Here is a 26,545-nt window from a genome sequence, read left to right on the forward strand (position 1 = left end):
CGATCGCGTCTGTGTATAATTTGGATATTTTTGCCCAAACTAAGCAAAATCAATTGAATTGATACCGTCCCTACCTTCCTTGGCTAACATAAATGATGATAAGCGTTATGAGTATTGAAAAAATTGTAGAACAAGCTCTCCAGGATGGTTATTTGACGCCGGCAATGGAAGCAGAAGTCGGTAGAATCTGTGACAACGCTTCGGAACTCTCGATTGAAGAGTATATGGCGCTCGATCGCCTAATGGGTGCGCTATTGACAGGTGAGGTAGTGGCGGTACCTCGAAAACAATTCATTAACGTCATGGAAGAATTGGTACTCACAGAAGCGATCGCCAGAGTTGCTGAAATTGAGGCTACCAGCGAAAGTTCCCTTTCCCTTGATGTTGGTGACATTGCAGCCTACGCTCTCAATCGGCTACCACCCTTGTATGCAACTACAGAAGAAGGCGCCAACTACCAGCGCCAACGCGCTCAAGTAGAACTGCAAGAACTAATTTCACAGCAAGTAAATGAAGCGATCGGTCGTTACCTAGATCGACCTAATTTCTTCCCAGAACGACAAGCCTTGGGCAAAAGCACTGGCAATGAAGCTCTCGTGCAAATTGGTGCTTTACTTAAGGCATATGCGCCTAATTTTGAGCAAAAATTATAATTTTAAGAGTCATTGCTCATTGATCGTTTCCAAAAAGGACAAACAGCAAAGCCTGGGCGCTGGCTTGCAGCCAACAGATGCCAATTGCTTTCAGCCGGGAGACGCGACCAACGCAGTGGCTCAACTTTGTAACATAGGACAAATTACAAAACACAAAGTCTGAGTGTCGGCTTTTGACACTCAGACTTTTTAAAAGGGACAAAACGCAAATTTTGGCCGCTGGCTTCCAGCCAACAGATGCCACTTGCTTTCAGCCAGGAGACCCTAGTCGAGCAGTGGCTCAACTTTGTAACCGAGGATGAAGAAAAAATAACCAATGCCCGTTTGCCCTGTTTGCCCAATGCCCTTAACTCAATCACGCACTAACACAGTTGTTCCTAAACTGACTTGCTCGTACAATAATCTGACATCAGAATTACGCATTCTTAAGCAACCGTGAGATACAGCCGTTCCCAGCAGGTCAATATCCGGCGTCCCATGAAAGCCAATTTCATTCCGTCCATCTGACCAAAAGCCAATCCATCTATCTCCCAAAGGACTATTTGTACCCGACTGAAATACTTTGCCAGTAATCGGGTGACGCCAGACTGGAAAATGTCGCATGTGCATTACTTGGAAAGAACCCGTCGGTGTTTCCCAACCTTCCTTACCTATAGCTATTGGGTAGCTGGCTATTACCTCGTCTCCTGCGTATACGTAGGTACGGCGATCGCTTAAATCAACCACCACTTTTGTTTTACCAGATACTAGCTTATTAGATGGTATTTGTTGTGCTGAAGCTTGAGGCCATAGAGCTTTAGGCCAACTGTCCACAATTGGATTTTGTGTTTCTGCTTGTGCCACTAGCCGCGTGTTGGTTGGGGGTTCTGTGGGATTAGCTATATTTTTTTTAATTGTTTGGGACTTAGTTTCAGACTTCAACGCAGAAGGCTTGAGTGTAAAAGCTATTGGCTGAGTTACTTTAGGTAGATTTTTCTTAATTTTTTTTGACTTAGTTTGAGCCTTGAGTCTAGAAGACTTACGAACTGTTGCTTTAGCTACGTTCTTTTTAATTTTTTTCGACTGAGAACTATACTTAACAGCTGAAGACTTTGATGTTAACTTCCTTTCAACAGCTGAGCCTTGGACGTTTTCAACAGGAGGCATAGATGCGCCCAGCGCAACTTGTCCTAAACTCACCTGTGAGAAATTCTTCTTATAGGCTTCCTCTGGGCGGCTTCCTTGAGGATTGTTTAGGCTAGAGTCTTGCCGCATCGAAGCAGATGCAGACTTTTCAAACTGCCGTTGTGCCGTAGTAATGCGCCAATGCACAGCTAAAGACAAAAATGCTGTGCCAAAACAAAGCAACATTACCATACGCCCTACAGATTCATTTTTTACCATTGCTATTGCCTATTGTTTATCCCTGACGTATCCAACCGAAGAATTGGATGGCTTCATCATCCGATCGCTAAAAATTTATCAATACTTATCACTTCTGTTATAAATCTGCCAATAGCTCTGGGCAAACTAAGGCTATACGCGTCCCAGCAGCAAAAATTTAAGCGAGGAATATGATTCCTCCAAAGTTTAGGAGGTCGTAAGCCTCTACTCGGACTTTCTGGCACAACTTTGGAAATGCAGCAATCAATTATTAATGGTGTGGGTGGGAGAAAAACTATGTTTGAAAAACTATTCCTAGCAGTCACGATTACATTTTCCCTCAATTTCTTTTTTCAAGTTCACTTACCAGAACAAAATAACACTGGTGCTAGTTACGGGGTACAACCAGAACAATCAGCAACTATTCTGGTAAGAAAATCAAAAAAATAAACCACCATCATTGCCACCAGAGCAGCCCAACTTCTTAAAGATTATTGCCTAAATTTTAAAGGTATCAAGAAGTCAGAATTACAAAATTTTCATCTTCATCCTTATAACCAAATTTAATTATCTCGATCAAGCGTATATACCCAGTTGCTAAAAGTAACAAAATGTGCATATTTAACATACATTTGTTAGCTTATGGGTAACACAGAAATATCCAAGTAGTATAAGGATAAACAGGTTCTTTTTACTGCTATAAATTTAGCCAAACTTTTGTGCCTCAGTGTTCCAGTCATAAATCCGTCACCTTAGCAAGGAACTTGTGTCCTATTAGCAGGTCTAATAGAAAGGGATGATTTAGAGCCAGTACGATCTATGAGTCAGTCGATTACTGTATCCTGGTCAACGGTTGATGCAAAGTATCCAGAAGCATCAGTGCAAGTTGACAAACTTCCTAACCACGATTTAATTTTGCGTTGTCAAGCTGGACTGCGCCCCGATCGTGCTGCATTTGCGGAACTATTGCGCCGCTATCAAACCCAAGTAGATAGGGTTTTATACCATTTAGCTCCAGATTGGCCTGACAGAGCTGATTTGGCTCAAGAAGTTTGGATTCGAGTGTATCGGAATATTAACCGCTTACAAGAGCCGGCTAAATTCCGCGGCTGGTTAAGCCGCATTGCAACCAACTTATTTTACGATGAGTTGCGCAAACGCAAGCGGATTGTAAGTCCCTTATCACTTGATGCCCCCCGCTCAGTAGAGGATGGCGAGATGGATTGGGAAATTGCTGGTGATACCCCAGGGCCTGAAGAAGAACTAACAACCAGAGAATTTTACGAACAACTACGGGAAGCGATCGCGGATTTACCAGAGGTATTTCGTACTACTATTGTCCTGAGAGAAATTGAAGGCATGGCATACGAAGAAATTGCTGAAATTACTGGAGTTTCCTTGGGAACTGTCAAATCAAGAATCGCCAGAGCGAGATCCAGATTGCAAGCTCAGTTGCAAAACTATCTAGACTCCTAATTTACAGTATTTTGCCTCTGCCCAATGGCAGAATTTAAGCATTGATTAAGAATTACCACAAAGATGTAGAATACTTCCGCCATTAGGAGGAAAATTGAGTAATTTTTCCAAATTTTCGGTTCGCTTTACCCGTGTATGAATTGGTAATAATGTTAAGATGACTACTGATTCTCAGTTTAACGATCGTTCCCACTTACAACTTCCTGAAGATTTGTCAGAAGGAATGGCTGAGTATACCAATGAATCAACGGGTTTTATGGATATGGTGAAGCGCGATCGCTTCGAGTTATTAAGTGCTTATCTCGATGGTGAAGTCACAGCTGCCGAACGCAGGCAAGTGGAAGAATGGCTGGCCAACGATCCCTCAGTTCAATGCTTGTATGCCCGACTGTTAAAGCTAAGGCAAGGCTTACGGACTCTGCCAGTGCCGACAGCCCAACAGTCGCCAGAAGTAACAGCAAAGCAAGTATTGACACGTTTGCGCCGACGTTCTCGCTTGAACTGGATGGTTGGAAGCGCAGCCGCGGCGGCTTGTCTAATTGGTGCAGTATCTGGCTTAGTACCTGGTAACGGTTCGAGAACACCACAACTGGCACAACGACCACAAATACAGCCAGTACAAACGTCGTCGGAATCTGTAGTACCTCCTTCCTCGCTAATGGTGGGGCTAAATAACCCAGTAATTGAAATTCCGAAAGCAGCAGTAGCTTCTCCAGAAAATTCAATTTATCAGATACCACCCCAACGCCAAGACTCCAGAGACGACATAAATTAATTAATCGCAAAGTTAACAGATAATAACTTTACCTTGCAGTTAGACAAAGCCACTCCGCCAACCGTCAGGTTGGAAGACGCCTCCTAACTGGTCAACTCGCTCTAAACTCATTAAGTAAACTCAAGCCCAACCCAGAGAAAGGCACGCTCCCTGATAAGCCTCGATAGTTTTTCGGCTATAAAGGTTTTCTGACACGTCTCTAGCGGGGTGGTAACCTTCCAATACATCTAGCTGATTTAAAATCGCTGGGTTGGCAAAAGAAAGTAAATATCCCTAGACTTGGCTATCTCCCAGCGTCATCGCTGGGTAGTTCATCGGCAAAGCAAACAATTTGCCTTTTACAAAAGCTTTTTTGGCATCTACGATTTTGCCAGCACAAGATCTTTTATAGTTAGCTTCACCTCGTTTCTGAACTTTAGACTAAAGAAGAGCGAACGTCAGATAAGTAAGTGGACATAATTATTTAGAAGATGCATTTCGACCCTTCTCTACGAGAGGCTTCGCCAACGGCAAGCTCAGGGCATCGCTGCGCTCAATGCTCGAACCTTGAGAAAATGAGGGTTGAGTTTCGACTTCGCGGAAGTTGAGCGTAGTCGAAACTCAACCCTCGTCTTCTCAGGCATTGAGCATTGAGCGTACCCTTCGGGATCTTGCTTGGCGTAGCATCTCCCCTTGGGAGAATTCGAAATGCGTCTTCTAAATAATTGTGTCCACCTACTTATTTGAATTGATGGATGCAATATTGCTCCGAGCAAAAACCTGCTTGATTTCTAATTTTTTTAATTTTTCTTTTTGCTTGTGGTCAACTCACCTTCCTGAGTCATTTTGTCCTTTTTAGTCTCAAGTCCAGCATTAAAATGTAAAATCCCACAACCAACAGGCGTGGGACTGGCTCAAGTAAGTTTTTTGCCAATTTTACATTTGATCCAATTGTTTGCGTAGGGAATCTAACTCGGCATCAACCACATCATTAGACTTAGGAGCAGTAGTTTGTTGTTGGGTTGACTGTTGGGGCGGTAGTTGGGGTTGATTTTGTGGAGCCGCGGGTGGTAGCATTTGCGCTTTCAAAGCAGCTAATTCATCATCAACATCACTACCAGATTCCAACTGAGCAAATTGACTTTCTAAATCGGCACTTGCCAACTCTCCTGCTGACTGGGCGCGGGCTTCTTGCATCAAGACTTTTTCTTCCATCCGCTCGAAGGCAGCCATCGCACTGCTGGTATTCATGCCACGTACCATACCTTGGAGTTGTTCTTGGGCTTTGGCAGTGGTGATCCGAGCTTTGAGCATTTCTTTCTTGGTCTTAGCCTCAGAAATTTTGCTTTCCAGCTGGATTAAGTTGCGCTTGAGGGTTTCAACTTGAGTGCTTTGTTGATCTAAGCTAGCTTTGAGGGATGCGCTGGTGTCAGTATAAGTTTTCTTGCGCTCTAGGGCTTGTCTTGCGAGGTTTTCATCACCTTTTTGCAGTGCCAGTTGGGCATTGCGTTGCCACTTATTAATTTCATTTTGAGCATCAGTATACTGTTTATCAGTGCGTTTTTGGGCGGCGATCGCCTGGGCTACTCCCTGACGCAGTTGAACCAAGTCTTCCTGCATTTCCAGGATGGCTTGCTCTAGCATTTTTTCCGGATCTTCGGCTTTGTTTACTAGGTCATTGAGGTTAGCACTAACAACTCTTTTAATGCGATCGAATAATCCCATAACTTTGTTTTTCCTTGTTTTGGTTTACGCTCTTTGTTGGACAGTTAGCTTTTTTACTTTTTAATAGCTACCTATTTCAATGTAATCTTTCCGGTTTAGATCGGTGCCTCCCAACAACTCTTAATTGTTAAGATATCTCGAAGCTGTGCCAATTCACCCAACTTTAAGAGTCTTGTGTTTTGGGTAGCTGCTGTTGGGGAAGCTGCTCGATTTTCTGGTTGTCTTCCAAGAGGCGATTGTTGGGTTGCGTCTTTTCTGCCTCATTTAAAACTTGCACCTTCATGGCTGCCAATTCGGCATCTACATCATTAGTAGATTCCAACGACGCGAATTGTGTTTCCAAATCATCGCCACTAAGTTGAGCGATCGCTTCTGATTTTGCCTCAATCTGTAAAACTTTTTCTTCCATCCGCTCAAAGGCGTTGAGACTGCTGGTAGCAGAAACTCCACCGAGCATTTCTTGTAAGCGATAAGAGGCTTCAGCAGAACGAGCGCGAGCGATATACATATCTTTTTTAGTTTTCGCCTCGCCAATTTTTAACTCTAGCGATCGCATATCCTTTTTTAGCCTAGCCACTATCTCATTTTGTTGTTCTATCTGGTTAGAAAGAGCTTTTGTAGTTTCTTTATAAGCTTGGCGTTTAGTTAAAGCTTCCCGTGCTAAGACTTCATTGCCTTGTCGCAGTGCTAGCTGGGCGCGGCGATACCATTCTTCTGCTTGGGATTGGGCAGCAGCAGCTTGTCTTTCGGTGCGTTTTTGGGTGGCGATCGCTTGTGCTACACCTTGACGTAACCGCACCAAATTTTCCTGCATCTCCATGACAGTTTGCTCCAGAATCTTTTCTGGATCTTCTGCACTGCCTATCAAACTATTGAAGTTAGCGCGAATCACCCGCAGGATACGCTTAATTAACTCCATCTCTGCTCTCCATTCACGAAACTCAGTAGTGAGTGCTGACTGTTGAGTGCTAAATACTCAGTACTCTTAACAAATGAGAGGGAGTGGGTAGAGACGCCATTAACCCTTGTGTGTAGGGAATGGGCAAAGAAGGTGTTTGTTTCATTCATAACGAGTGGCGATCGCCGCTAGTCGAACGCTCCTAAGTATAAGTATTTTTGTAGTAGCGTACTAAACAACCAAGATTTTATATCTTCTACATCTCCACTCCGTACAAGTGATTAATCGCGTCTAGCCACTCTCTACTCCCCACTTAGCACCGTTATCTCATGGTATCGTACATTTTTACGACTCACGGCTCTTGAACTCGTGCTTTAATTCCTCTTGATTCTAGTAATCGCATATGTCTTTCTACTTGCTCTTTAGTCTTAAAAGCACCCAGAAAAACCAATTGTTTATTAGGTGATAAATAAGCATCGGGAATTATTTCCCGTGCCGAAGCTAAAGCACGACCTTGATTGTCTATCACTACGTGGTAAAACCCATCTGTAGATGGTTTGATTTCTGCATTTGGGCCAGGTGAGGTTTTTGGCTTTGGAGTCGGGGACATCGCAAGAGGTAAGGGCTTTGGTGTCGGTACGGGTGCTATGGCAATGGGATTTGTTGGTTTTAGGGGCGCGATCGGCTCAGGCAATGCGGCTTGAGGATTTGTCTGCGGGACAACTGGATTCGTTACAACTGGAGGCGTTGTTTGGGCTTTGGGTTTTAAGCCAACTACATCATTGGGGTCTCTCACTTCAGGAAACTCTTCGGCAGCCAGATTGGGATACTTAGGTATAGGTGTGCTTGGTGCCTGGATCTGAGATTGGGCATTGACGTTACTTGCAACTTCCTGAGTATTTTCTGGTGCGGCGGGCGAGTTACTATTAAACAACTTGGCTAAGTTCCACTGGGGCAAGCTTTTAGGATTAAAAATTACATAACCCAAAGTCAGACTCGCCACCAATAGCAGCAACATTGAGCCGATACCCAAAGGTGATAGTAAGCTGTCACTATAATTATTGGGTTTTTTAGTTTGTGGTTGTTCTTCTGTAAGGCTCCGCAACAGTGCTTCACTAGATTCAAGATAGTCATCTGGCTGCTTGAGTCCATCATCCGGTTGCACAAGATTTTCGCCGTTAGTATCTTTTACGACTGTTGGCACGATACTGCTAGTAAAGTTAGGCGGTGGTGGTGGAGGTTGAGTTTGTTTTTTAGCAGAATCCAACCTGGGGGGCACATTATTAAGATTACTCACTTCCTCAGTATTTACCGCCACTGGATCTGAGTCCGCCGGAGGATTAGGGGTTACAGATATCGCTGGTTCATCAATTTTTACTACAGATGAGGCTGGAGTTACCTGAGTATTCACAGGTACTGATACAGGCAAAGGTGGCGGTACATCGATCTTAGTTTCTCCTACTGATGGTGCAGTTATACTCAATGCTGTGGAAACGGCGGTGAACTGCTGAGATTGACTGTTGATGTAACTCCCAACACGGTATTGATTCGAGGATGCTGAACCAGTTCGCGTGCGTCGGTATCGAGCTAACTCTCGATCTAGCGGCACCTCTAAACTCGCTAGTGCTGCTGCTAGTGCTGGCTTCAGCTCAAGTGTTTTTGGCGATTGATTACCGGAATCATTCAGGGGGTTTTCAGTCATTACCTCTATACCTCAAACGTAGATTGCTGGAATTAACTTTAGACATATTTGTGCCAATATTAGCGAAAATTACTTAGAAGTGGGCATTGGCTATTGGGGATTAGGAAACAGAGATTTTCAGGCTTTGTTGTGAAGGATAGTTCATGAAGGTCTATCTTGAAAATAGGAAATAGGGCATTGGGGAAGCAGGAAGTGTAGGAGGTGTGGGAGGTGTGGGAGGTGTGGGAAGAGAGGGGGGCATAAATTCTCTTTCCCCCCACACTCCCCACACTCCCCACACTTCCCCATCCCCCCTCTCTCCCCACACTCCCCCATCCCCCCTCTCTCCCCACTCCCACGTTTTTACAATGTCGTTCAAATCAGTTAATGATATTTTAGGCATTCTCGAAAAGCAGGCTAAATGGCAGGAACAGCCATTTCAACAGTTGCTTAAATGTTGGGCAGAGGTTGTTGGTTCTGTGGCTGCTGGACATACTCGACCATTGTCGATTCAGCGCGATGTTTTGTGGGTAGCGACTTCTAGTGCAGCTTGGGCGCAAAACCTGACTTTTGGTCGCGCGGCTTTGCTTTTAAAGTTGAATAAAAAGCTGGCAACGCCGTTGGTTGATATTCGCTTTTCCACTGCTGGCTGGCAGCATCCATCTGTGGAGAGAAAACGGCAACAAACAATTTTGCCCCACGACCATCCGAGTTACGTTGGCGATCGCATTAGCAGCCCTGATAATACACCCAGTAGTCAAGATGCGAATGCGGCTTTTGGGCATTGGGCTAAGATTATGCAAGCGCGATCGCATGGCTTACCCCTTTGTCCGCAATGTGAATCCCCCACCCCACCAGGCGAACTTCAGCGCTGGGCAGTCTGTTCTGTGTGTGCTGCTAAGCAATTTTAAAGCCAGCCAATCCTAATTACTAAGCCAGAGGGAGTGTTGACTGATGACTGGGGAGATGGAGCGAAACTACGGCCACCACCCCACCATTCCAAACTCCAAATTTGTACAGACAAGGGTTAATCTACTCCTAACTCCTAACAAGAGTTCTAATTCTTGAGAAAAAATATATTTTCCTGCTAAAATATGCCGGGTGTGATAACAAAGCATACTATTTATCTATAATTATCTGCCTTAAGTTCTCCTTAAGGAAGAAGTTAAAAAAATCTATAAATCAAAAAGCTTAGTTTTAATCTTGATCCCTAATAACTTTTAGCCAAAATCTATAGCTATGCACTCTAATAAACATTGAAAAATATAACAAAAATATAAAAATATTCTAAAATTTATTTTTTCATCGGGATCGCTGAAACCTAGAGCAAATAATGATTTTTTGGCTTTCCTCCGTCTTTATATATAGAAGCAAAATATAAGGGTGAAATTCAGCCAGAAACGGCACTAATGATGAACCCAAATGAAACCTATTAAATCTTTAGCATCTGCCTGTAGATATTGCCGTCATTACCAGCCAGAAGGCCGCCGTGGCGGAGTGTGTCAGCAACTGGGAGCGCCAGTTCAAGCAAGCTGGAAGGCTTGTAATTTGGCGATCCCACCCTTTGCACCTTCTTGGGAAACTTTGGAAGATGCTTGGGGTTTGCCAGATGCAAAACCAGTTTTAGCTTGTTCTCAATCCTTAGTCTCAGATTTAGACAATCCTGCTCTTGCTCTTCTAGGGGAGACAACTATCTCTAGTTCACAAGAGGCTAAAACTAAAGCTGTACTTATTTAGTCACTCATTATTACTGGACTAGGTTCCTAGTCTGCTTAAAATAAGATTTGTTTTTAAGATTTTTAGTGCTGTAAACGTTGACATCTACCAAAATCGCACCCTTCAGGAAGGTGCGATTTTTGCAATTTTATGGTAGCCAAGGAAAAGAGCGAAAATCTGGCGGACGTTTTTCGAGAAACGCTTTTTTGCCCTCAGAACCTTCTTCTGTCATGTAATACAGTAGGGTGGCATTGCCAGCAAGTTCTTGTAAACCAGCTTGTCCGTCACAGTCAGCGTTAAATGCTGCTTTGAGACAGCGAATTGCGATCGGACTTTTTTCTAAAATCTCTTGTGCCCATTGAATACCTTCGGCTTCTAGTTGTTCGACTGGGACGATGCAATTAATTAACCCCATTTCTAAAGCTTGTTGTGCATCATATTGACGGCAGAGAAACCAAATTTCTCGTGCTTTTTTTTGCCCCACAATGCGGGCTAGATAGCTCGCGCCAAAACCACCATCAAAACTGCCGACTTTCGGCCCAGTCTGCCCGAAAATGGCGTTATCTGCGGCTATAGTGAGGTCGCAAATCAAGTGTAGGACATGTCCGCCACCGATCGCATATCCAGCTACCAAAGCGATCGCTACTTTTGGCATGGAACGAATCAAGCGTTGCAAATCCAGCACATTTAACCGAGGGACGCCACTATCATCGACATAGCCAGCATGTCCGCGCACGCTTTGGTCGCCACCAGCACAGAAAGCATATTTACCATCAGTGTGTGGCCCGTATCCAGTAAAGAGGACAACGCCAATGGTCGTATCTTCACGAGCATCGCAGAAAGCATCGTAAAGCTCAAAGACAGTTTTGGGGCGGAAAGCATTGCGTTTATGGGGGCGGTTGATGGTGATTTTCGCAATGCCATCGGTTTTTTGATACAAGATATCTTCGTAGGTTTTGGCAGTTTGCCAGTTGATTTGCATTGGTATGGAGTGTGCTGTTGCTTAGAGAATTTTATCGCGGACGTAGGGAGTTGCGATACCTGCGGTGGTCACTGAGCTTGTCGAAGTGTGGGCTAAGCCTACGCTAAGATTAATGTCTCAAGCTTTACAATCAGGGCTGGTAATTCATTAGCGATCGTAATGCGGCGCGACTCCATTTTCTACAAATTGTTCAAGCAATTTCCAGGATTGCTATTTGACTTAGTAGATCAACCACCCCCAGAAGCCGAAAACTACCAGTTTGAATCGGTTGAGGTTAAAGAAACAGCCTTCAGAATTGATGGAGTGTTTTTACCTCCCGCCAATGCAGTTTCTAAAATTGTTTTCTTTGCTGAAGTTCAGTTTCAGAAGGACGAAGATTTATATCACCGCTTCTTTAGCGAATTGTTTTTGTTTCTCTACCGTCACTCAATTCGTTACGATGACTGGTTTGGAGTGCTGATTTTTCCTTCTCGCAGTCTGGAACCATCAAATGTAATGATTCACCGCGCTTTATTGGAAAGTAGACAAGTCAGGCGAGTTTATCTCGATGAGTTGGGAGATTTACGACAACAACCTTTAGGATTGAGTTTAATGTTGCTAACAAATGTTACTTCTGAAACCGAAGCAGTAGAAGGGGCGCGGTTTTTGCTGGAACAAGCGCGGCAACAATCAGAGCAAGCGATAATTGATTTAGTGACAACAATTATTGTCTACAAGTTTTCTAACCTGAGTCGAGAGGAGATTGAAGCGATGTTGGGACTTAATCAGCAGGAACCACGGGCTATTCGGGAAGCTAAGGAAGAAGGAGAAAGAAAAATCGTTTTACGACAATTAAATCGGCGCGTGGGTAATATTCCTGATGCGCTTCTGTCTCAGATTCAAGGGTTATCGGTGGAACAGTTGGAAGCTTTAGCTGATGCTTTGTTAGATTTTTCTACTCTTGCTGATTTGGAAGGGTGGTTACAAAGTCAACCAAAAGAGTAAATTTTATACACAGGAGAAGGGCGATCGCTTATTCTACTTCTTCTATCTCATAAGCGCGATCGTCTAATTCTCCTAGTGCAGAAATAATCACAGGAGGTCTATCAGGAAATTCTGCTACAAGTTTTAGCTCTCCTCCCATAGCCTTAACATAACTACGCAATGTAGAAAGGAACAAGTCTGCACGTTTTTCTAGTCTAGAGACACTATCTTGACGAATTCCTAATAGTTCCGCCATAGATTCTTGAGTTAACTTTCTGGCTTTTCTAATATCTTGAAGTGTCATATTTTCGGCAATAAGCTCTTGACTGGAGTTTAGACTAAGCAACAAGAAACGACCCAGCAACGCTGAGTTGAAAAGAAACAGGCTTTAAAGATGAAAATCTAAGGTACTAAGCAGATTCTGGTTGCTTTTTGCGGGGCTTAGTTGTAGTTTTTTTGACTACGGGATAGCGAATTCTACGTTGTCGTGGTTTTCCTGGTTTCCAGCCTGGAGACTTTCCGCGAGGTTTAGGCGAACGGGCAGGAGTACCAATCACCGCAAAAATGCTCCCCATTGCTTGAGCAACTCTGCCAGGAGTCAAATTATCTAATGATTTCTGCCAAGGTAAAGGGTTATCAGCAACGATATCACGAGCCAACCACAATTCCCAAGTCATCACAGGCATGAGGTCACTCCAACGCTCACATTGCTTGGGACTACTCAATTTAGGTAATGTCCAGTGCAAGCGTTGCTTCAAAAAACGATACCAGTGGTCAACAGTAAAACGTCGGAGGTAGAGTTGCCAAACTTCTTCTAGTGGTGGCATTTCTTCCCCCACCCAAGCCAACCATAAAGGTTTTGATATACGTAGGTTGCCTTCTGCATCCAGACGCTCAACTCGAATCAGGGACATTGGGCGTGTCGCAGTTTGACGAAAGTGTAAATTAAACCACAAGCTCACCTTCACCCGTCCCAGTTTAGGATGGTTGACTTCTATACTCTCATTGGCTTCACTCCATGTGAGTGGTTCATTGAGTTTGAATTTGTCACCATGTTTCCTGGGTCGCCCTTTGCCAGAATATGGTGGTGGTGCGCCCCATAAACAAAGATTTGAACGCAAACGTACCAGAATATCTGCTTTGATATTGGTCGTCTTCAACACAAAAGGAGCGCAGCCATACTCACTATCCCAAACTGTAATTGGTCTAGTTGGTAAATGTTCACACACTTGCTGTAGTTGCCAGGTTGCCTTTTGTATCGGGTTTTCCCAACTGCTAATTCGCTCATGTCTCAAAGGTAACGCCCAACTGCCCGAATCCTCTGGTATCCAAGCAATGGTACTATATCCCTGACCAACGGTAATTGGTTTGTTTCCGGCTATGGTGACACTGCTGTGTTCAATTGTCCTCTCCTGCAAAGTTACCGCATCTGGGCGTGACCAAGCTGTGTGGTCGCCTGCTAACAACGGACGGCTCTGCGTTGGCATCTGTTTGATGTATAACTGCATCAATTTTTGTCGCTGTGGTCTGCTATCTTGTAATGCCTCGTAGATGCTTGGCCACTTACGTCTAAATACTGGTGATAGCGATAAATCTGCCAAACTGTAGGCGTTACGAGTCAGCAATATTGCATCCGTCAGTTCAAAAGTCACATCATGCGCTCTACCTAGATATCTGTACGCTGCTTGACGAAATTCTTCTAGTAAGGCACTTTTCATATTGGCAGGTGAGAGTTGGTGGTTCTTCTCTCAGCTTCTGCTAATAGGGGGACTGTGTTCAATCACACCCCTTATTTTTTCCTTTGAGGTCGGCTCTTTAGTCTAAACTCCAGTCTTGAGCGCGGGCTTCAATTTTTGCTCGATGTTGAGGTGAGAGTTTTTCCAGTACATCACTCAGTTTTGTTGTCATAAGTCAATTTTGCTTTTTATTTAAATTCATCTATATAAAAATATTATTACTGGGAACACTATTATTAGCATTTGTTTTCTCAGTAAAAGGATTTAAATATATGGATGACCTTAAAAATTTATTAAATCGTGCCTCATTTGAGGAGAGGAAAGCATTGGCAGAGATTCTTAAGGCATCACAACCAACAGCCGATTCTATTGTTGATCGTCTATGTGAGAAGAGCCAAGATCCTGCCAGCTATGTATTTAATGAAATATTTGATGATCATCCAAGTTATCAAAAAATAGTTAGGCGAGCTGCTAAAAAGTTAAACATCAAATGTAGTAAATATGAATCTGCTAGTGCAATGGAGGTCAAGATTGCACAGAAAGTTATGGAAACAATGTTAGAGAAAATGACACCAGAACAAAAGCGAGAAATGGAACAGCAGTTACAAAAAACAGCATCAGAATTTGATAAAGGAGGTGAATTATTAGGAGGTACTAGTATTTTTCTGGCTTTGACAGGTGCTAAATTGTCTGGTTTTGGTATTTATTTACTAGCTTCAACAACATTGGGTACGCTTACTGGCGTAATAGGAATTACTTTACCTTTTGTTGTTTACACAACAATGTCAAGTGCAATAGCCGTCATTATCGGGCCAGTTGGCTGGATAGGTGCAGGATTATTCACAGTATGGCAGTTGGCAGGCCCTAGTTATAAGAGAGTTATTCCAGCTATTCTTTATATTTGTGCTCTAAGAGCAAGGCTGGATGGTGGTTTTGCTTAATTCTTTTTCAATACGTCTGATTGTCTACACTGATTCCTCAGTTCGAGTTTGATTGCCGAGTTCAGCTTTAACTTCAGAATGTCTAGTACACTCTGGCGGAAGTTTACCTACCTTTAACAAGGGACTTAAGCCCCTTATTTGCTGTTTTTCTAGTTAATTATGATGGCTGGATTTCCGCCGTGCTGTACTAGCTATTTTGCCTCAACCTTAATGACGAACATCTTTAAGCTTAGTTATTTTGTTATCCACTACAACTACATATACTCCTCTAGTAAGTGGCTTTTGCACCATCCATTTGTCTTGCACTATAAACAATTCATAACCATTAATTTTTACATATTCAGTACCTTCTTCAACTGTCTTTCCAATCAGAATTCTTTCATCTATCATAATTTTTTATTGTCATGTACTAACTCTGAGTTATTATCTTAACTTCCAATATAGTTAAATCACAATATCCACAGCAAACTCCTTTAAATTCTCTTGTCGCCACTTAGCATCAGCTTTGCGATTTGTCTGCAACTCTAAAACTCGAATTCCTTTAGTAGGTAGCGGGTTCAATTTTTGCTGCAATTCTTCCCAAGAAATTATCAATTCATGCTGCACATTATAAGTAGCGCATAACTGTGCAAAATTAATATCCTGAGGAGTGCCGAAAAATTCTTCAAATGGTGGGTCAAATTTCGCAATGGGTAACATTTCAAAAATGCCGCCCCCATTGTTGTTAATTAACACAATTGTCAGATGTCCGACAAATTTATTGCGGATTAAAAAACCATTTGTGTCATGCAACAAAGCTAAATCTCCTGTTAGCATCACACTACTTTGCTGGCGATGGGCAATTCCTAAAGCTGTGGATAATGTGCCATCAATGCCATTTGCACCCCGGTTAAAATACGATCGCACTCTCAAATTATTCGGTTTCCAGAAAAATTCCACATCCCGCACAGGCATACTATTAGCAATAAACAACGGCGTTCCCGACGGTAGCGTCTGAGAAATTAACCAAGCTGCTTTCCCTTCAAATAATTCGTCCATATTCGCCATAGTTTGGTCAACAGCTGCCCTAAGTTGCGCTTCTGCTGCACACCACTGGCGGAGATAGTCGGGGGAAGATGGGGAAGTGTGGGAGGGGTGGGGTGGTGGGGTGGTGGGGTGGTTGGGTGAAATTCTCTCCCCATCTCCCCATCTCCCCATCTCTCCATCTCCCCCAACTCCCTCATCTTCCCAAAAAAACTGCTCTACACTCATTCGCAAATGCGTCGTCCTCCCGTGCAAAGGGTCGAGGTTTTGGTTGCTGTTGTCAATTACCCAACGTTGGGGTTGGTTTGCATCTATCCAGGTACGTAATTCTTTACTAGTAGGCATCTCTCCTATTTGAATCACCATTTCGGGTGCTAGCTGTTTAGCTAGTTGGTGATTTCGCAAAATCAGGTCATAGGTGGAAATTAAATAGGGGTTTTCGGCATAATTTCTCAGTGGGGAAAGTCCCTCTGCTAAAACAGGCCATTTGAGAGTTTGGGAAAGTTGAGCGATCGCCTTAGAATACTCCTGTGGTTGCTGCGGTTGGGCTACACCTGCAATAATAATGCCGCGATCGCATTGTTTCCATTCTTTGGGGATGGGGCATTGGGCATGGGGCATGGGGCATGGGGTAATGTTTGCGATTCCTCCAAAGAAGTCTTCGGGGTGGAATTGGGACTGTAAAAAACTCAAGTCAGTTCCATCGGGAACAGGTGCTAAAGGATCCCGAAAGGGAATATTCAAATGTACCGGGCCTTTTGTGGGGATTTGCGCGGTTTCCCAGCTATGAATTACCATTTGCCGCAAATAAGCTAACATTCCCATATCAGCAGAGGGTAAGGCTAGCTCGGTTTGCCAATTTGGGTAATTGCCATACAATCTCAACTGGTCTATGGTTTGCCCAGAGTGACAATCTCGCAGTTCTGGGGGTCTATCGGTGGTTAACACCAACAGTGGTACGCGGCTATATGAGGCTTCTATTACTGCTGGATAAAAGTTCGCTCCGGCTGTGCCAGAAGTGCAAAGAACTACTACAGGGCGTCCGGTTGCTTTGGCTTGTCCTAAGGCGAAGAAGGCGGCGGAGCGTTCGTCAAGCACGGAAATGGCTTCAATCTCAGGTGCTTGTTGAGCAAAGGCTACTGCTAAGGGTGTGGAGCGCGAACCAGGACAAATAATAGCACAAGTCAATCCCAGCTGCTTTAGTGTCTCTGTTAAGATATAAGCCCAAAGTTGATTAACATTTTTAAAGGCGATCGGCATCGAATCAAACATAGCTATAAAACAATCTTAAATTTTAGATTTTGTTTGGGGAAATTCAATTTAAAATCCGTCTTGGAAAGTTGGACAAGGAAAAGTTCGAGGCTCGGTTTTTGAACCTTCAAGGGTCAAAAGTAGCTTTTCCTCACCAATGCTCCCGATGGAAACCGACACTGCAAGGCGAGTTTGTTGGCAACAAAATTTCCAGACAGGCTAGCTTGACGCCACTTGATTTAACTTTGGGAAGGATGGCAATGTAGTGACTACACTTTCTACACAATGCACACAATTTGCTCTCAAACTTTTATGGACTGCATTTATTTAACAGGAATTCGCGGCTATGGCTACACTGGGTATCTGCCAGAAGAACAGGTGCTAGGACAATGGTTTGAGGTTGATGTGAGGTTATGGTTGGATATCTCCGCAGCGGCTAAAACTGACGCGATCGAAGACACTATAGATTATCGCAGCGTCATTAGCTTAGTACAACATCTGGTCAAAACTTCTAAGTTCGTTTTGGTGGAGAAGCTGGTAACGGTGATTGCAGATTCTATCCTCCAACAGTACGATCGCATCACACAAGTCCAAGTCACTCTCAGCAAACCTAGCGCCCCAATTCCAGACTTTGGTGGCAAAATCAGCATTGAACTGACTAAAAGTAAGTCCGATCTCTAAAATACAAAGCGTGCTTTAAACGACACCCATAAACTAGCAAAAACAGGGGTTTAACTGGTGTGTGGAAATATCTGACTAACAGAATTTTTCCTGCCATTTATTCCCCTTGTGCCTTCACTCGTTCTCAAAAACCTAAAGCCTTAAATAACCAAGTTTTAGATTATTCTTGCCCTTCTTCTGCTTCCTGGCTCCTTAAAAGTTTTTCTCTCAAAACCCACTTCAAAAGCAGGAAAGGAAAGATTAGTATGCTGTGAATTTAGGAAGTTTTATTCTTGATTAGTTTTTCGATAAATACTATACTAAATAATTTTACTTTTTATCAAGATAATTATTCTATATTGCTGAAGATCGATTTTTGATTCCTCATAATTTATCTCAGATATTAATAGCTTGATATTAACTGTATCTCATCGTCAAACTAGCTTCAGAGAACACAGATATTATCAAATGTAAATAACCTGCTGTTTGCTATTTACCAAGGTATTGAGAGATTGTTTATGATAAGATTATCGAATTTTAGATCGAGTTGATAGTAACAACGAAATCTCAACCTTAGCAAACAGGCTATCGTAACATGTTCCCCCGGAAAATCCTAGTTGTTGAGGATGAAAAAACCCTAGCCTCAAATATCAGAAAAATTTTACAAAACTTAGGCTATACCGTTTCAGAAATAAGTGAGTCTGGTGAAGAGGTAATAAAAAAGATAGCAGAAATTAAACCAAATTTAGTATTAATTGATATCTGCCTAGCTGGGGAAATTAACGGCGTGCGACTAGTGGATATTATCCAAAATAATTTCCATGTGCCTGCGGTCTATATCATAAATCGTTCCGAATATAAAATATTAGAAAACGATCGGCTAATTGAGCCTTTTAACTATATAATCAAACCATTTATTGAAAGGGATTTACATTTTGTGATTGAAATGGCTCTGTATAAACATCAGAGTGAAAAGAGATTACAGCAGGAAAAACAGAGGCTGACAGCAATTCTTAACAGTATCGGTCGCGCAGTCATTGTAACATATGAAAATGGTTGTATTCAAATGATGAATCCAATAGCAGAAATTCTGACTGGTTGGAAACAAAGCGAAGCTTTAGGCAAAGATTTAGAAGAAGTTGTTAGCTTAGTTGATAAAGATGTAGGAGAAGCGATTCAAAATTTAGCCATAGATGTAATCGAAGCAGGTGAAATTTCCAATTTACCAGAAAACTGTACGCTAATTTCCAAAGATGGGAAAGAAATACCAATAGAGGATAACTTTGCACCCATCCGCGATGGAGATGGCAATATTACTGGTGCAGTTTTAGTTTTTCAAGACATTACTAAACGCAAGGAAACAGAGGGACAATTGATCCGCAATGCGTTTTATGATGGATTGACAGAATTACCGAATCGTGTGTTATTTCTAGACAGGCTAAAACAAGCAATTGAACGTAGCAAACGCAAAAGCGATTATTATTTTGGAGTTTTGTTTTTAGATTTAGATAACTTCAAAGAGATTAACGATCGCTTTGGGCATGGAGTAGGGGATGATTTTCTAGTAGCGATCGCTAGACGTTTAGAGTCATGCTTACGTAGTGGCGATACTGTAGCACGATTTGGTGGCGATGAGTTTACCGTTCTTTTAGAAGATATTAGAGACGTTACTGACGCTACCAACGTTGCTAGACGTATTCAAGACTCGCTCAAGTTACCCCTTAGCCTCAACGGAAATCAACTACAAACTACAGCCAGTATTGGTATTGCTTTAAATTGTAATAGCTATGAAGAACCTGCAACCCTACTACGGAATGCTGATACTGCTATGTATCGAGCTAAACGCCAAGGAAAAGCTACTTATGCAATATTTTAGTACTGACTAAACCCTTTTGGGGTGAGTGTAAGGGTAATATAGCCCTAAAGTTTAATACCAATTTGAAATCAAAATACGCTATGGGTAAAGGCGTACAGCTGTCATACGAGTCAACTTAAGCCTTGGCGAATGGAATTCGCGGCTATACAGGCGAAGTCCGCCTGCGCGGACTAACGGATTTTGAAACCTGCGTAGGCAGGTTTTGTTTGTATAGACGCGGTTTCTAACCGCCCGTTTCGCGTTAAGTTAAGACCAATGACAGCTGTACGCCCCGACAGCAGATTTATGTGTCGCAAATATTTTTGAAAATGGTATGAGGTTGAAAGCGAATTAATTTATCAATAGCCATTTCCCTACACCCCGATTTCTTGACTAATGTGCAAAAATTACTCTGCTATCCATTGGGTATAAATCCGTCATGGAAAAAACCGAAAAACAGAAAATGCTTGCAGGCGAGTTATATTGGGCAGAAGATCCTGAATTAGCTGCCGAAAATAAACGAGCTAGTCGTCTGTTGCGAAAGTACAATTCTACAACCGAAGAGCAGCAACAGCAACGACAACAAATTTTGCAGGAACTATTTGGAAAAATAGGTCAACAAGTAACAGTCATACCACCTTTTCAGTGTGACTATGGCAGTAATATTTTCGCTGGGGATAAATTATATTTAAACTATGGCTGTGTAATTTTAGATTGTAATACAGTTCGCATTGGCGATAATGTTTTATGCGCTCCTTACGTGCAAATTTATACTGCCTATCACCCTACAGAACCGGAAATTCGCCTTTCTGGTAGAGAACTAGCAGCTCCAATTAATATTGGTAATAATGTCTGGATTGGTGGCAATGCAATTATTTGTCCCGGTGTAACTATTGGTGATAATACGACCATTGGTGCTGGTAGTGTAGTTACAAAAAATATACCTGAAAATGTTATTGCTGCTGGTAATCCTTGTCGCGTGATTCGGAATTTATCTTAAAATTTATACCCTCTACCAATCCAATAGAGCCAGTCTGCGATCGCTTCTTCAGTTTCGCTGTCAGTATCAATGGCTACTATTTCAGATAACTTGGCAGAATACACATCATCATCCTTACCATTAATATAAGCCACTTCCACCAACATATCTTTTAAGCACTCATCATCTGGTGCCATACCCAGGACTTCAACCGGTTTCTCCTCTACTGAACCTGATTTACGGTTCTTCTTATTCCATTTAGCCATAAATGGAAAATTCAGAGTTTCTTCCAGGTAGTAGTACCAACCCATAGCCCGATCTTCTTTATCTTCAGCATCTACAACGATCTCAGTTTGAATGCGATGCTCTCGGTTTTCGTCAAGTTCAACACTAGGCATAAAACAACGGTTTGCGTATGATGCACTATCTGGTATATCGTTTTAGCGACTGTCTGTCAATAAAAGGGAGTGGGGAAATGAGGAGTAATAGTTGAGTGTGGGGACAAGGACAATAACTCTTAGCTCCTCACTCAGCACTTCCATAACGCCAGAAACGCTAGTGTATTTAGTCTACCGCGATCGCTACCTCTATGAGTCTAGTACTCTACTATCAGACATCGCTTTACTTCTTAACCTAAACTTATAAATAAATTAAATATCGACTGATTTTTGATTACACCACAATAGTAAGCTAAAAGCTAGATAATAGTAATCAGGTATGATTAAACATAACTATATTGTAATCAGGTATTATGCCTAACACCTTATTCTTCAAGCTTTAGGCTCAATTATCATAAGTAATGTTTATTTATGTCTATATAATTTAATTTGAATTATTAATTGTATGAATTTAAAGATGCTATTAAATTGATAATTACTTTATTTAAACTTTAAAAACAATCTTATTTTCCTATTAACAGACTGATTTCCAAGCAACAATAGCCAACTCCTAAGATTGAACTAACAATTTAATAATAGACTTAAAAAAAAGTATGGTACTCTATAAAAAGAGTAGACAAGTATCTAGAAACATTGATGCAAACCATCATGAAATTCTATTTATGTATCTTCTTAGCAGCCACCTAACACTTATCTAGATTGTTTTTTGTCTAGAACCCCCAAAGAAAAAAGCTTTGTTGTTAAAATCCATAACTCACAATATGAAATCAGTGAATTTATAGGATTTAGATACTCAAGCTTAATACTAATATTTAACAGGTCTAACACTTTGAATTTTAGAGTTATGTTAACCGGAGGCAGAGCGTCTTCGGCTTTACTCGTGTATTTTCAGGAATTTTTAATGTGTTATTAAAGTAGCAATTAAACTTGTTATGCAAAATACAATGAAATTGGATTGCAAATTCAAAATATAAACAACAAAAAATTACAAAATATATCATCCAATTTATTTACAGCACTTTTCATTTGGATGAAATACATGCTTGGATACTAAATTATCATAAGGGCACAACATTGTTGTGCCGTTACTGTGGTCTATTCAACTGCAAATTGCTGTAGTTTGAAAATACAATCTCAATAAAATCTTTGAATTATCTAAAATCAAGCACATAAAATCAGGAGGATAATATATGCGTTTTTCTCACATTGGAGGAATTGTTGGTTGTACAACAGCAGCTTTAATAACAATTGCACCCATACAAGTAGAAGCTGCAACTTTTAAAGTGGAATCTGGAGTCACCAGTATCGATCGCGATCACGAAAATATTCTCAGAAGTATTGGGCTAATCATCACAGGTACTGAGGATACAGTGCCACCAATTCCCAGCGATTATTTAGTTGGCTTTCAAATCGACTCAGATACCAACTTTACCTTCAGTGACGAAGGTGGGTTTACTCCACTCTTTGGTACAATCGAACATATTGGTACTGTTACCTTTAAGGAGCAAACTACTGTTGGTAACTTCTCAATTGGTATTGCTCCCGGACGTACTGTTCCTAATGCCAGCGGACTTGTTTTAAGAGACACCATTTCGCCTGCAAATCCAATTTTGTTTGATTTGGGCGCTCCACAATCTGTGATATTTGACGAACAAAATTTAACTCTAACTCTGGCTGATGTTCAATTGTTCTTTTCTCCAGAGTTTGCTCAAACACTTGGTGACTCTAGTTTGGCAGGTTTATTTGCTGGAACTGCACGAATTGATGCTAAAGTTGCCGCCGTACCCGAACCTGGAAGTACCTTAGCAATTTTGGCTGCGGGTGCGGCTCTGTTGGCAGCTAGATTTTGTACTCAAAAAACTAAATACATTCATTAGAAGTCAGAAGTCAGAATTCAGAATTCAGAATTCAGGAGTCAGAATAGCCTTTTTTACTTCAATACGCTTGGGTTAAGCATTTTTTTCTTCTCTTTGCGTTCTACCCTGCGGGAAGCCGCTCCGCGTCTACGTTAAAAAAATTGACTTTGGCGTAGGGGCACAACAATGTTCATACCTGTCAACTTAAGTTCAAACACTTATCCCACAAGCGTTTTACCCCACCCCCAACCCCTCCCCTTGGCAAGGGGAGGGGCGATTTTGGCTTTAGACAAAATCGGGGTGGGGTAACGCGGAGCGGATCTTGATGGTAAGAGAGTAAATCCAAAATCGAGTTTTGACAAACGTTTCACGTTAAGTTGACACCAATGAACATTGTTGTGCCCTTACGATAATTTAGTATTCAAGCATGTATTCCATCCAAATGAAAAGCGCTGTAAGTACCTCATTAATTTATTCTGAATTCTGAATTCTGAATTCTGAATTGTTACTAAATGCATTTAATATTCTCAAGCATCTCTAAATGCTTGTTAACAGGTGCAAGAGTGTTGGCAGCAATCATCCCACTAGCGGCGACTGCTGGTAAACCAATACCAGGAAATGTCGAATCTCCACAGCACAACAACCCTGCTAAGGGAGTGCTGGGGCCGGGAAATATACCAGAACCAGCTGCAATTGCTGGGCCGTATGAACCTTGGTGACGACGCAGATAACGCTCGTGGGTTAAAGGTGTACCAACAAGGGTGACTTCGCAACGAGAGCGAATATCTGGAATAACCCGTTCTAGTGCTTGCCACATTACCTCTGCACGCGATCGCTTTTGTTCGGCATATTCTTCACTTCTTCTATCCATCCCCCGCCAAATAGCATACGGCTCATTTCCTGGAGTATAAACGTGAATCATATGCTTGCCTGGTGGTGCTAGGGATGAATCGAGAACTGAAGGAATTGATATGACCACCAAATTTTGAGGTGCTGTTACCCCCGCTTCCCAATTATTCACCACTACATAATGACATTGTAAATTTGGCTGTAATCCTTCGGCATTAATACCTAAATGCAGATGCATGAAACTATCGCACTCAGGCGTCGCTTGTCTTTGAGCGCGGAACTGTTTTGATGCTGCATTTTCACGTAAAAGCTTTAGCGTATCCCAAACCGATGCATTAGAAATTACTGCTTTGCGGGCGCGGATTTCTTGGCGATCGCGCAGACGCACACCCACTGCCCGATTACGCTCTACCAACACTTCCTCTACATGTGCGCTCAACATGAGCTTACCACCGTGACGCTGCAATCCTTGGACGAGGGCGTCAACTAAAGCACCACTACCACCAATCGGATAATCCAGCACCGCCCCAGGTTTATACCAGTCAGCAAACATAAATGCTACCTCTGCGGCGATCGTGCCATCTGCTGGCAGTCCCGAAAGCAGAAAACACAGCAAATTCAGCCAATTTTGAGTAAATTGGTCTTTGATAACACCATCCATAATTCGGCTGAAAGGCCCAGTCAGCTTGATGATACTTGCAATATGTTTCGCCATAGAAGGGGCAAATCGTCCCACAGTTTGAACTGCACCCAAATCAAAGCGTAATGCTGCCGGTGACATCGCCGTTGCTGCACTGGCCAGTGGTTCCATAATCCGCTGGAGTTGTTGCCATTGTGCTACAGCATCACGCCCGCGCAATTTCATCAACACTTCAGAAAATTGCTCAGCTCCAACTGACGTGTCAAAATAACCTTCTGGCAGATAACAGCCCCAAGTCTCGTAGGTGACGCATGGTAGTTCAGAGCCAATGGCATCAAGGACTTGGCGCAGCGGATTTGTCGAGGGACTATAAGAAAGCCCAGAGTAGAGAGACGGCCCACAGTCAAACTTGAAACCATTGCGCTCAAAAGAGTGGGCGGCACCACCAGGAATTGAATGACTTTCGCAGACTATCACATCAAAGCCATACCGCGCCAAAAGAGCAGCACAACTCAAACCGCCAATACCGCTACCGATGACAACTACATCTGTGTTTTGCATATCCTATGTTTGCAATGATGGTTTTTAAGTTTTGTTAAGCGATATTTGGCAGTATAGCTTGTTCCGATTGTTATAAAATCCCACTTATTAAGGACTGCGATCGCACCCTAGTAGTATGGGGCTGTTTTACCGTTGACCATATCATGCCGCAGTCTTTGGGTGGCTCAGATGAACTGGATAATTTAGCTTTAGCTTGTCATCGCTGTAATGAGCGTCACTATAATTTTACAGTAGGTACCGATCCTAAAACTCAAAAACAAGTCCCTCTTTTTCATCCCCGTCGGCAAAAGTGGTCTGAGCATTTTATTTGGACAAAAGACGGGAGAAAAATTTTAGGCACAACTCCTACAGGGAGAGCAACTAGCCATAGCTTTGACTTTAATGATGAACGTCGGGATGAGCCTTCGATTCAAGTAGCCCGTGGTTTTTGGGTAGAAGCGGGTTGGCATCCACCCCAATCAGATCCGCGTCAAGAATAAGAAAAAATGCCTTCTTGCTATATTCAGTTCCCACCAAATACCTAACTCCAAACAATTTAAGCACTGCGATCGCACCCTATACTATGAGGCTAAATAACTTGTAAGCTAAACAAAAATCACCATGACTATTATTGTTTTTGGCAGCATCAATATGGACTTGGTAGCCACAGCACCCCGTTTACCAGTCGGCGGAGAAACCTTACTCGGAGAAGATTTTTTTCAAGTTTCGGGAGGTAAAGGAGCCAATCAAGCTGTAGCCCTAGCCAGATTAGGAATTCCTACTCAAATTGTCGGGCGTGTTGGTGCTGACAATTTTGGTGTAGAACTTGTCAAGAATTTGCAAGCATCTGGCGTGCAGACAAACAATGTTTTCGTTGATGAAACTGTTAGTTCTGGAGTCGCCATCATCACTGTAAGTCAAGCTGGAGAAAATCAAATTGTTGTCATTCCTGGTGCAAATGGACGCGTCGATCGCGAAGATGTGCAACGATTATCTCAGTTATTACCAGAAGCTACAGCATTACTTTTACAGTTAGAAATTCCGATTTCTCAGGTGGTTGCAGCAGCGAAAGCAGCCAGAAGCGCAAACATCAAAGTCATTCTTGACCCCGCACCCGCACAATCTAATCTACCTGCTGAACTTTATCCATTGATAGACATTATCACGCCCAATGAAGTGGAGGCTGGGCAGTTGGTGGGTTTTGCTGTCGATGGAGAGGAAACAGCAGCCAAGGCAGCTGAGATTTTATTGCAAAAGGGGGTTAAATGTGCGATCGTCAAATTGGGAGCCAAAGGTGTTTTTTGTGCAACTGCCCATGAAAAATTTTTTGTACCAGCATTTCCAGTTGATGTAGTTGACACAGTAGCTGCTGGCGACGCTTTTAACGGCGGTTTAGCAGCAGCACTTTTTCAAGGAATATCCTTACATCAGGCAGTTATTTGGGGTGCAGCAGCAGGCGCTTTAGCCGCCACAAAATCAGGCGCACAAACCTCACTACCAGATAAGTTGACATTTGATGCTTTTCTCAAAGAAAAAGTTAAGCTCATTCAATCCTCTTTTAGAGACGGAATTTCACCCTGACTAATGACTATTAACGGTTAACAGTC

General features: G+C 42.5%; 25 protein-coding genes. 14 read left to right on the forward strand and 11 right to left on the reverse strand.

Annotated elements, in window-relative coordinates:
* The first annotated feature begins 107 nt into the window (after window positions 1–107).
* Window positions 108–653, forward strand: a complete 546-nt coding sequence (locus NSTC745_RS18795; protein ID WP_096539836.1) for a late competence development ComFB family protein — start codon at window positions 108–110, stop codon at window positions 651–653.
* 351 nt (window positions 654–1,004) lie between these two features.
* On the opposite strand, the gene NSTC745_RS18800 is transcribed toward NSTC745_RS18795, so the two are convergent.
* Window positions 1,005–2,036, reverse strand: a complete 1,032-nt coding sequence (locus NSTC745_RS18800; RefSeq protein ID WP_445632281.1) for a L,D-transpeptidase — start codon at window positions 2,034–2,036, stop codon at window positions 1,005–1,007.
* Between the two features lie 234 nt (window positions 2,037–2,270).
* Here NSTC745_RS18800 and NSTC745_RS18805 point away from each other — a divergent pair, with 234 nt between their 5' ends.
* From NSTC745_RS18805 to NSTC745_RS18815, 3 genes are all read left to right on the forward strand, one after another.
* Window positions 2,271–2,465 carry a hypothetical protein gene (locus NSTC745_RS18805; protein WP_096539840.1) on the forward strand — a complete coding sequence of 65 codons (195 nt, stop codon included), beginning with the start codon at window positions 2,271–2,273 and terminating at the stop codon, window positions 2,463–2,465.
* Between the two features lie 369 nt (window positions 2,466–2,834).
* A complete protein-coding gene (locus tag NSTC745_RS18810; protein WP_096539842.1) occupies window positions 2,835–3,491 on the forward strand; it encodes a sigma-70 family RNA polymerase sigma factor in 657 nt (218 codons plus the stop codon).
* Window positions 3,492–3,648: 157 nt separating this feature from the next.
* Window positions 3,649–4,266: an anti-sigma factor family protein gene (locus NSTC745_RS18815; RefSeq protein ID WP_445632282.1), complete on the forward strand. Its 618-nt coding sequence runs from the start codon at window positions 3,649–3,651 to the stop codon at window positions 4,264–4,266.
* A gap of 915 nt (window positions 4,267–5,181) precedes the next feature.
* Here the strand turns inward: NSTC745_RS18815 and NSTC745_RS18820 are convergent.
* The 3 genes from NSTC745_RS18820 to NSTC745_RS18830 all read right to left on the reverse strand — a co-directional run bounded on the left by NSTC745_RS18820 (window position 5,182) and on the right by NSTC745_RS18830 (window position 8,570).
* Window positions 5,182–5,970, reverse strand: a complete 789-nt coding sequence (locus NSTC745_RS18820; protein WP_445632283.1) for a PspA/IM30 family protein — start codon at window positions 5,968–5,970, stop codon at window positions 5,182–5,184.
* A gap of 163 nt (window positions 5,971–6,133) precedes the next feature.
* Window positions 6,134–6,889 (reverse strand): PspA/IM30 family protein, encoded by a 756-nt coding sequence (locus NSTC745_RS18825; protein WP_445632284.1) that lies wholly within the window; start codon window positions 6,887–6,889, stop codon window positions 6,134–6,136.
* 331 nt (window positions 6,890–7,220) lie between these two features.
* Complete coding sequence (locus tag NSTC745_RS18830; RefSeq protein WP_445632285.1) at window positions 7,221–8,570, reverse strand: hypothetical protein; 1,350 nt, start codon at window positions 8,568–8,570, stop codon at window positions 7,221–7,223.
* A 347-nt stretch (window positions 8,571–8,917) separates the two neighbouring features.
* Between NSTC745_RS18830 and NSTC745_RS18835 the strand changes: the two genes are divergently transcribed.
* Entirely contained in the window at window positions 8,918–9,460 is a 543-nt protein-coding gene (locus NSTC745_RS18835) for a DUF721 domain-containing protein (RefSeq protein WP_445632286.1), read from the forward strand.
* 511 nt (window positions 9,461–9,971) lie between these two features.
* On the forward strand, window positions 9,972–10,286 hold the full coding sequence (locus NSTC745_RS18840) for a hypothetical protein (protein ID WP_445632287.1): 315 nt from the start codon (window positions 9,972–9,974) through the stop codon (window positions 10,284–10,286).
* Between the two features lie 127 nt (window positions 10,287–10,413).
* Here NSTC745_RS18840 and menB read toward each other — a convergent pair whose 3' ends face one another.
* Entirely contained in the window at window positions 10,414–11,247 is an 834-nt protein-coding gene (menB, locus tag NSTC745_RS18845) for a 1,4-dihydroxy-2-naphthoyl-CoA synthase (protein ID WP_445632288.1), read from the reverse strand.
* 159 nt (window positions 11,248–11,406) lie between these two features.
* On the opposite strand from menB, the gene NSTC745_RS18850 reads away from it, so the two are divergent.
* Window positions 11,407–12,231, forward strand: coding sequence for a DUF2887 domain-containing protein (locus NSTC745_RS18850; RefSeq protein ID WP_445632289.1), 825 nt, complete (start codon window positions 11,407–11,409; stop codon window positions 12,229–12,231).
* A gap of 28 nt (window positions 12,232–12,259) precedes the next feature.
* On the opposite strand, the gene NSTC745_RS18855 is transcribed toward NSTC745_RS18850, so the two are convergent.
* A complete protein-coding gene (locus tag NSTC745_RS18855; RefSeq protein ID WP_445632290.1) occupies window positions 12,260–12,514 on the reverse strand; it encodes an XRE family transcriptional regulator in 255 nt (84 codons plus the stop codon).
* Between the two features lie 106 nt (window positions 12,515–12,620).
* Window positions 12,621–13,928, reverse strand: coding sequence for an NF041680 family putative transposase (locus tag NSTC745_RS18860; protein ID WP_445632291.1), 1,308 nt, complete (start codon window positions 13,926–13,928; stop codon window positions 12,621–12,623).
* Window positions 13,929–14,218: 290 nt separating this feature from the next.
* Between NSTC745_RS18860 and NSTC745_RS18865 the strand changes: the two genes are divergently transcribed.
* Complete coding sequence (locus tag NSTC745_RS18865; protein WP_445632292.1) at window positions 14,219–14,887, forward strand: hypothetical protein; 669 nt, start codon at window positions 14,219–14,221, stop codon at window positions 14,885–14,887.
* Window positions 14,888–15,094: 207 nt separating this feature from the next.
* Here the strand turns inward: NSTC745_RS18865 and NSTC745_RS18870 are convergent, their stop codons facing one another.
* Entirely contained in the window at window positions 15,095–15,277 is a 183-nt protein-coding gene (locus NSTC745_RS18870) for a hypothetical protein (RefSeq protein WP_445632293.1), read from the reverse strand.
* A gap of 54 nt (window positions 15,278–15,331) precedes the next feature.
* Window positions 15,332–17,182 carry a 2-succinyl-5-enolpyruvyl-6-hydroxy-3-cyclohexene-1-carboxylic-acid synthase gene (menD, locus tag NSTC745_RS18875; protein ID WP_445632294.1) on the reverse strand — a complete coding sequence of 617 codons (1,851 nt, stop codon included), beginning with the start codon at window positions 17,180–17,182 and terminating at the stop codon, window positions 15,332–15,334.
* 291 nt (window positions 17,183–17,473) lie between these two features.
* Here menD and folB point away from each other — a divergent pair, with 291 nt between their 5' ends.
* The 3 genes from folB (at window position 17,474) to NSTC745_RS18890 (ending at window position 20,676) form a co-directional block, all read left to right on the forward strand.
* Window positions 17,474–17,842, forward strand: coding sequence for a dihydroneopterin aldolase (folB, locus tag NSTC745_RS18880; RefSeq protein ID WP_445632295.1), 369 nt, complete (start codon window positions 17,474–17,476; stop codon window positions 17,840–17,842).
* Window positions 17,843–18,416: 574 nt separating this feature from the next.
* Window positions 18,417–19,697 carry a diguanylate cyclase domain-containing protein gene (locus NSTC745_RS18885; RefSeq protein WP_445632296.1) on the forward strand — a complete coding sequence of 427 codons (1,281 nt, stop codon included), beginning with the start codon at window positions 18,417–18,419 and terminating at the stop codon, window positions 19,695–19,697.
* A 418-nt stretch (window positions 19,698–20,115) separates the two neighbouring features.
* Window positions 20,116–20,676 carry a sugar O-acetyltransferase gene (locus tag NSTC745_RS18890; RefSeq protein ID WP_445632297.1) on the forward strand — a complete coding sequence of 187 codons (561 nt, stop codon included), beginning with the start codon at window positions 20,116–20,118 and terminating at the stop codon, window positions 20,674–20,676.
* Here the strand turns inward: NSTC745_RS18890 and NSTC745_RS18895 are convergent.
* Window positions 20,673–21,053 carry a calcium-binding protein gene (locus tag NSTC745_RS18895; RefSeq protein WP_445632298.1) on the reverse strand — a complete coding sequence of 127 codons (381 nt, stop codon included), beginning with the start codon at window positions 21,051–21,053 and terminating at the stop codon, window positions 20,673–20,675. The genes NSTC745_RS18890 and NSTC745_RS18895 overlap by 4 nt on opposite strands.
* A 1,190-nt stretch (window positions 21,054–22,243) precedes the next feature.
* Between NSTC745_RS18895 and NSTC745_RS18900 the strand changes: the two genes are divergently transcribed.
* On the forward strand, window positions 22,244–22,930 hold the full coding sequence (locus NSTC745_RS18900) for a hypothetical protein (RefSeq protein WP_445632299.1): 687 nt from the start codon (window positions 22,244–22,246) through the stop codon (window positions 22,928–22,930).
* A 487-nt stretch (window positions 22,931–23,417) separates the two neighbouring features.
* Here NSTC745_RS18900 and NSTC745_RS18905 read toward each other — a convergent pair whose 3' ends face one another.
* A complete protein-coding gene (locus NSTC745_RS18905) occupies window positions 23,418–24,959 on the reverse strand; it encodes a phytoene desaturase family protein (protein ID WP_445632300.1) in 1,542 nt (513 codons plus the stop codon).
* 77 nt (window positions 24,960–25,036) lie between these two features.
* On the opposite strand from NSTC745_RS18905, the gene NSTC745_RS18910 reads away from it, so the two are divergent.
* Together NSTC745_RS18910 and rbsK are read left to right on the forward strand one after the other, a co-directional pair.
* On the forward strand, window positions 25,037–25,438 hold the full coding sequence (locus NSTC745_RS18910) for an HNH endonuclease (RefSeq protein ID WP_445638641.1): 402 nt from the start codon (window positions 25,037–25,039) through the stop codon (window positions 25,436–25,438).
* A 121-nt stretch (window positions 25,439–25,559) separates the two neighbouring features.
* On the forward strand, window positions 25,560–26,519 hold the full coding sequence (gene rbsK, locus NSTC745_RS18915; RefSeq protein WP_445632301.1) for a ribokinase: 960 nt from the start codon (window positions 25,560–25,562) through the stop codon (window positions 26,517–26,519).
* Window positions 26,520–26,545 lie beyond the last annotated feature (26 nt).

Source organism: Nostoc sp. DSM 114161 (assembly GCF_052692665.1).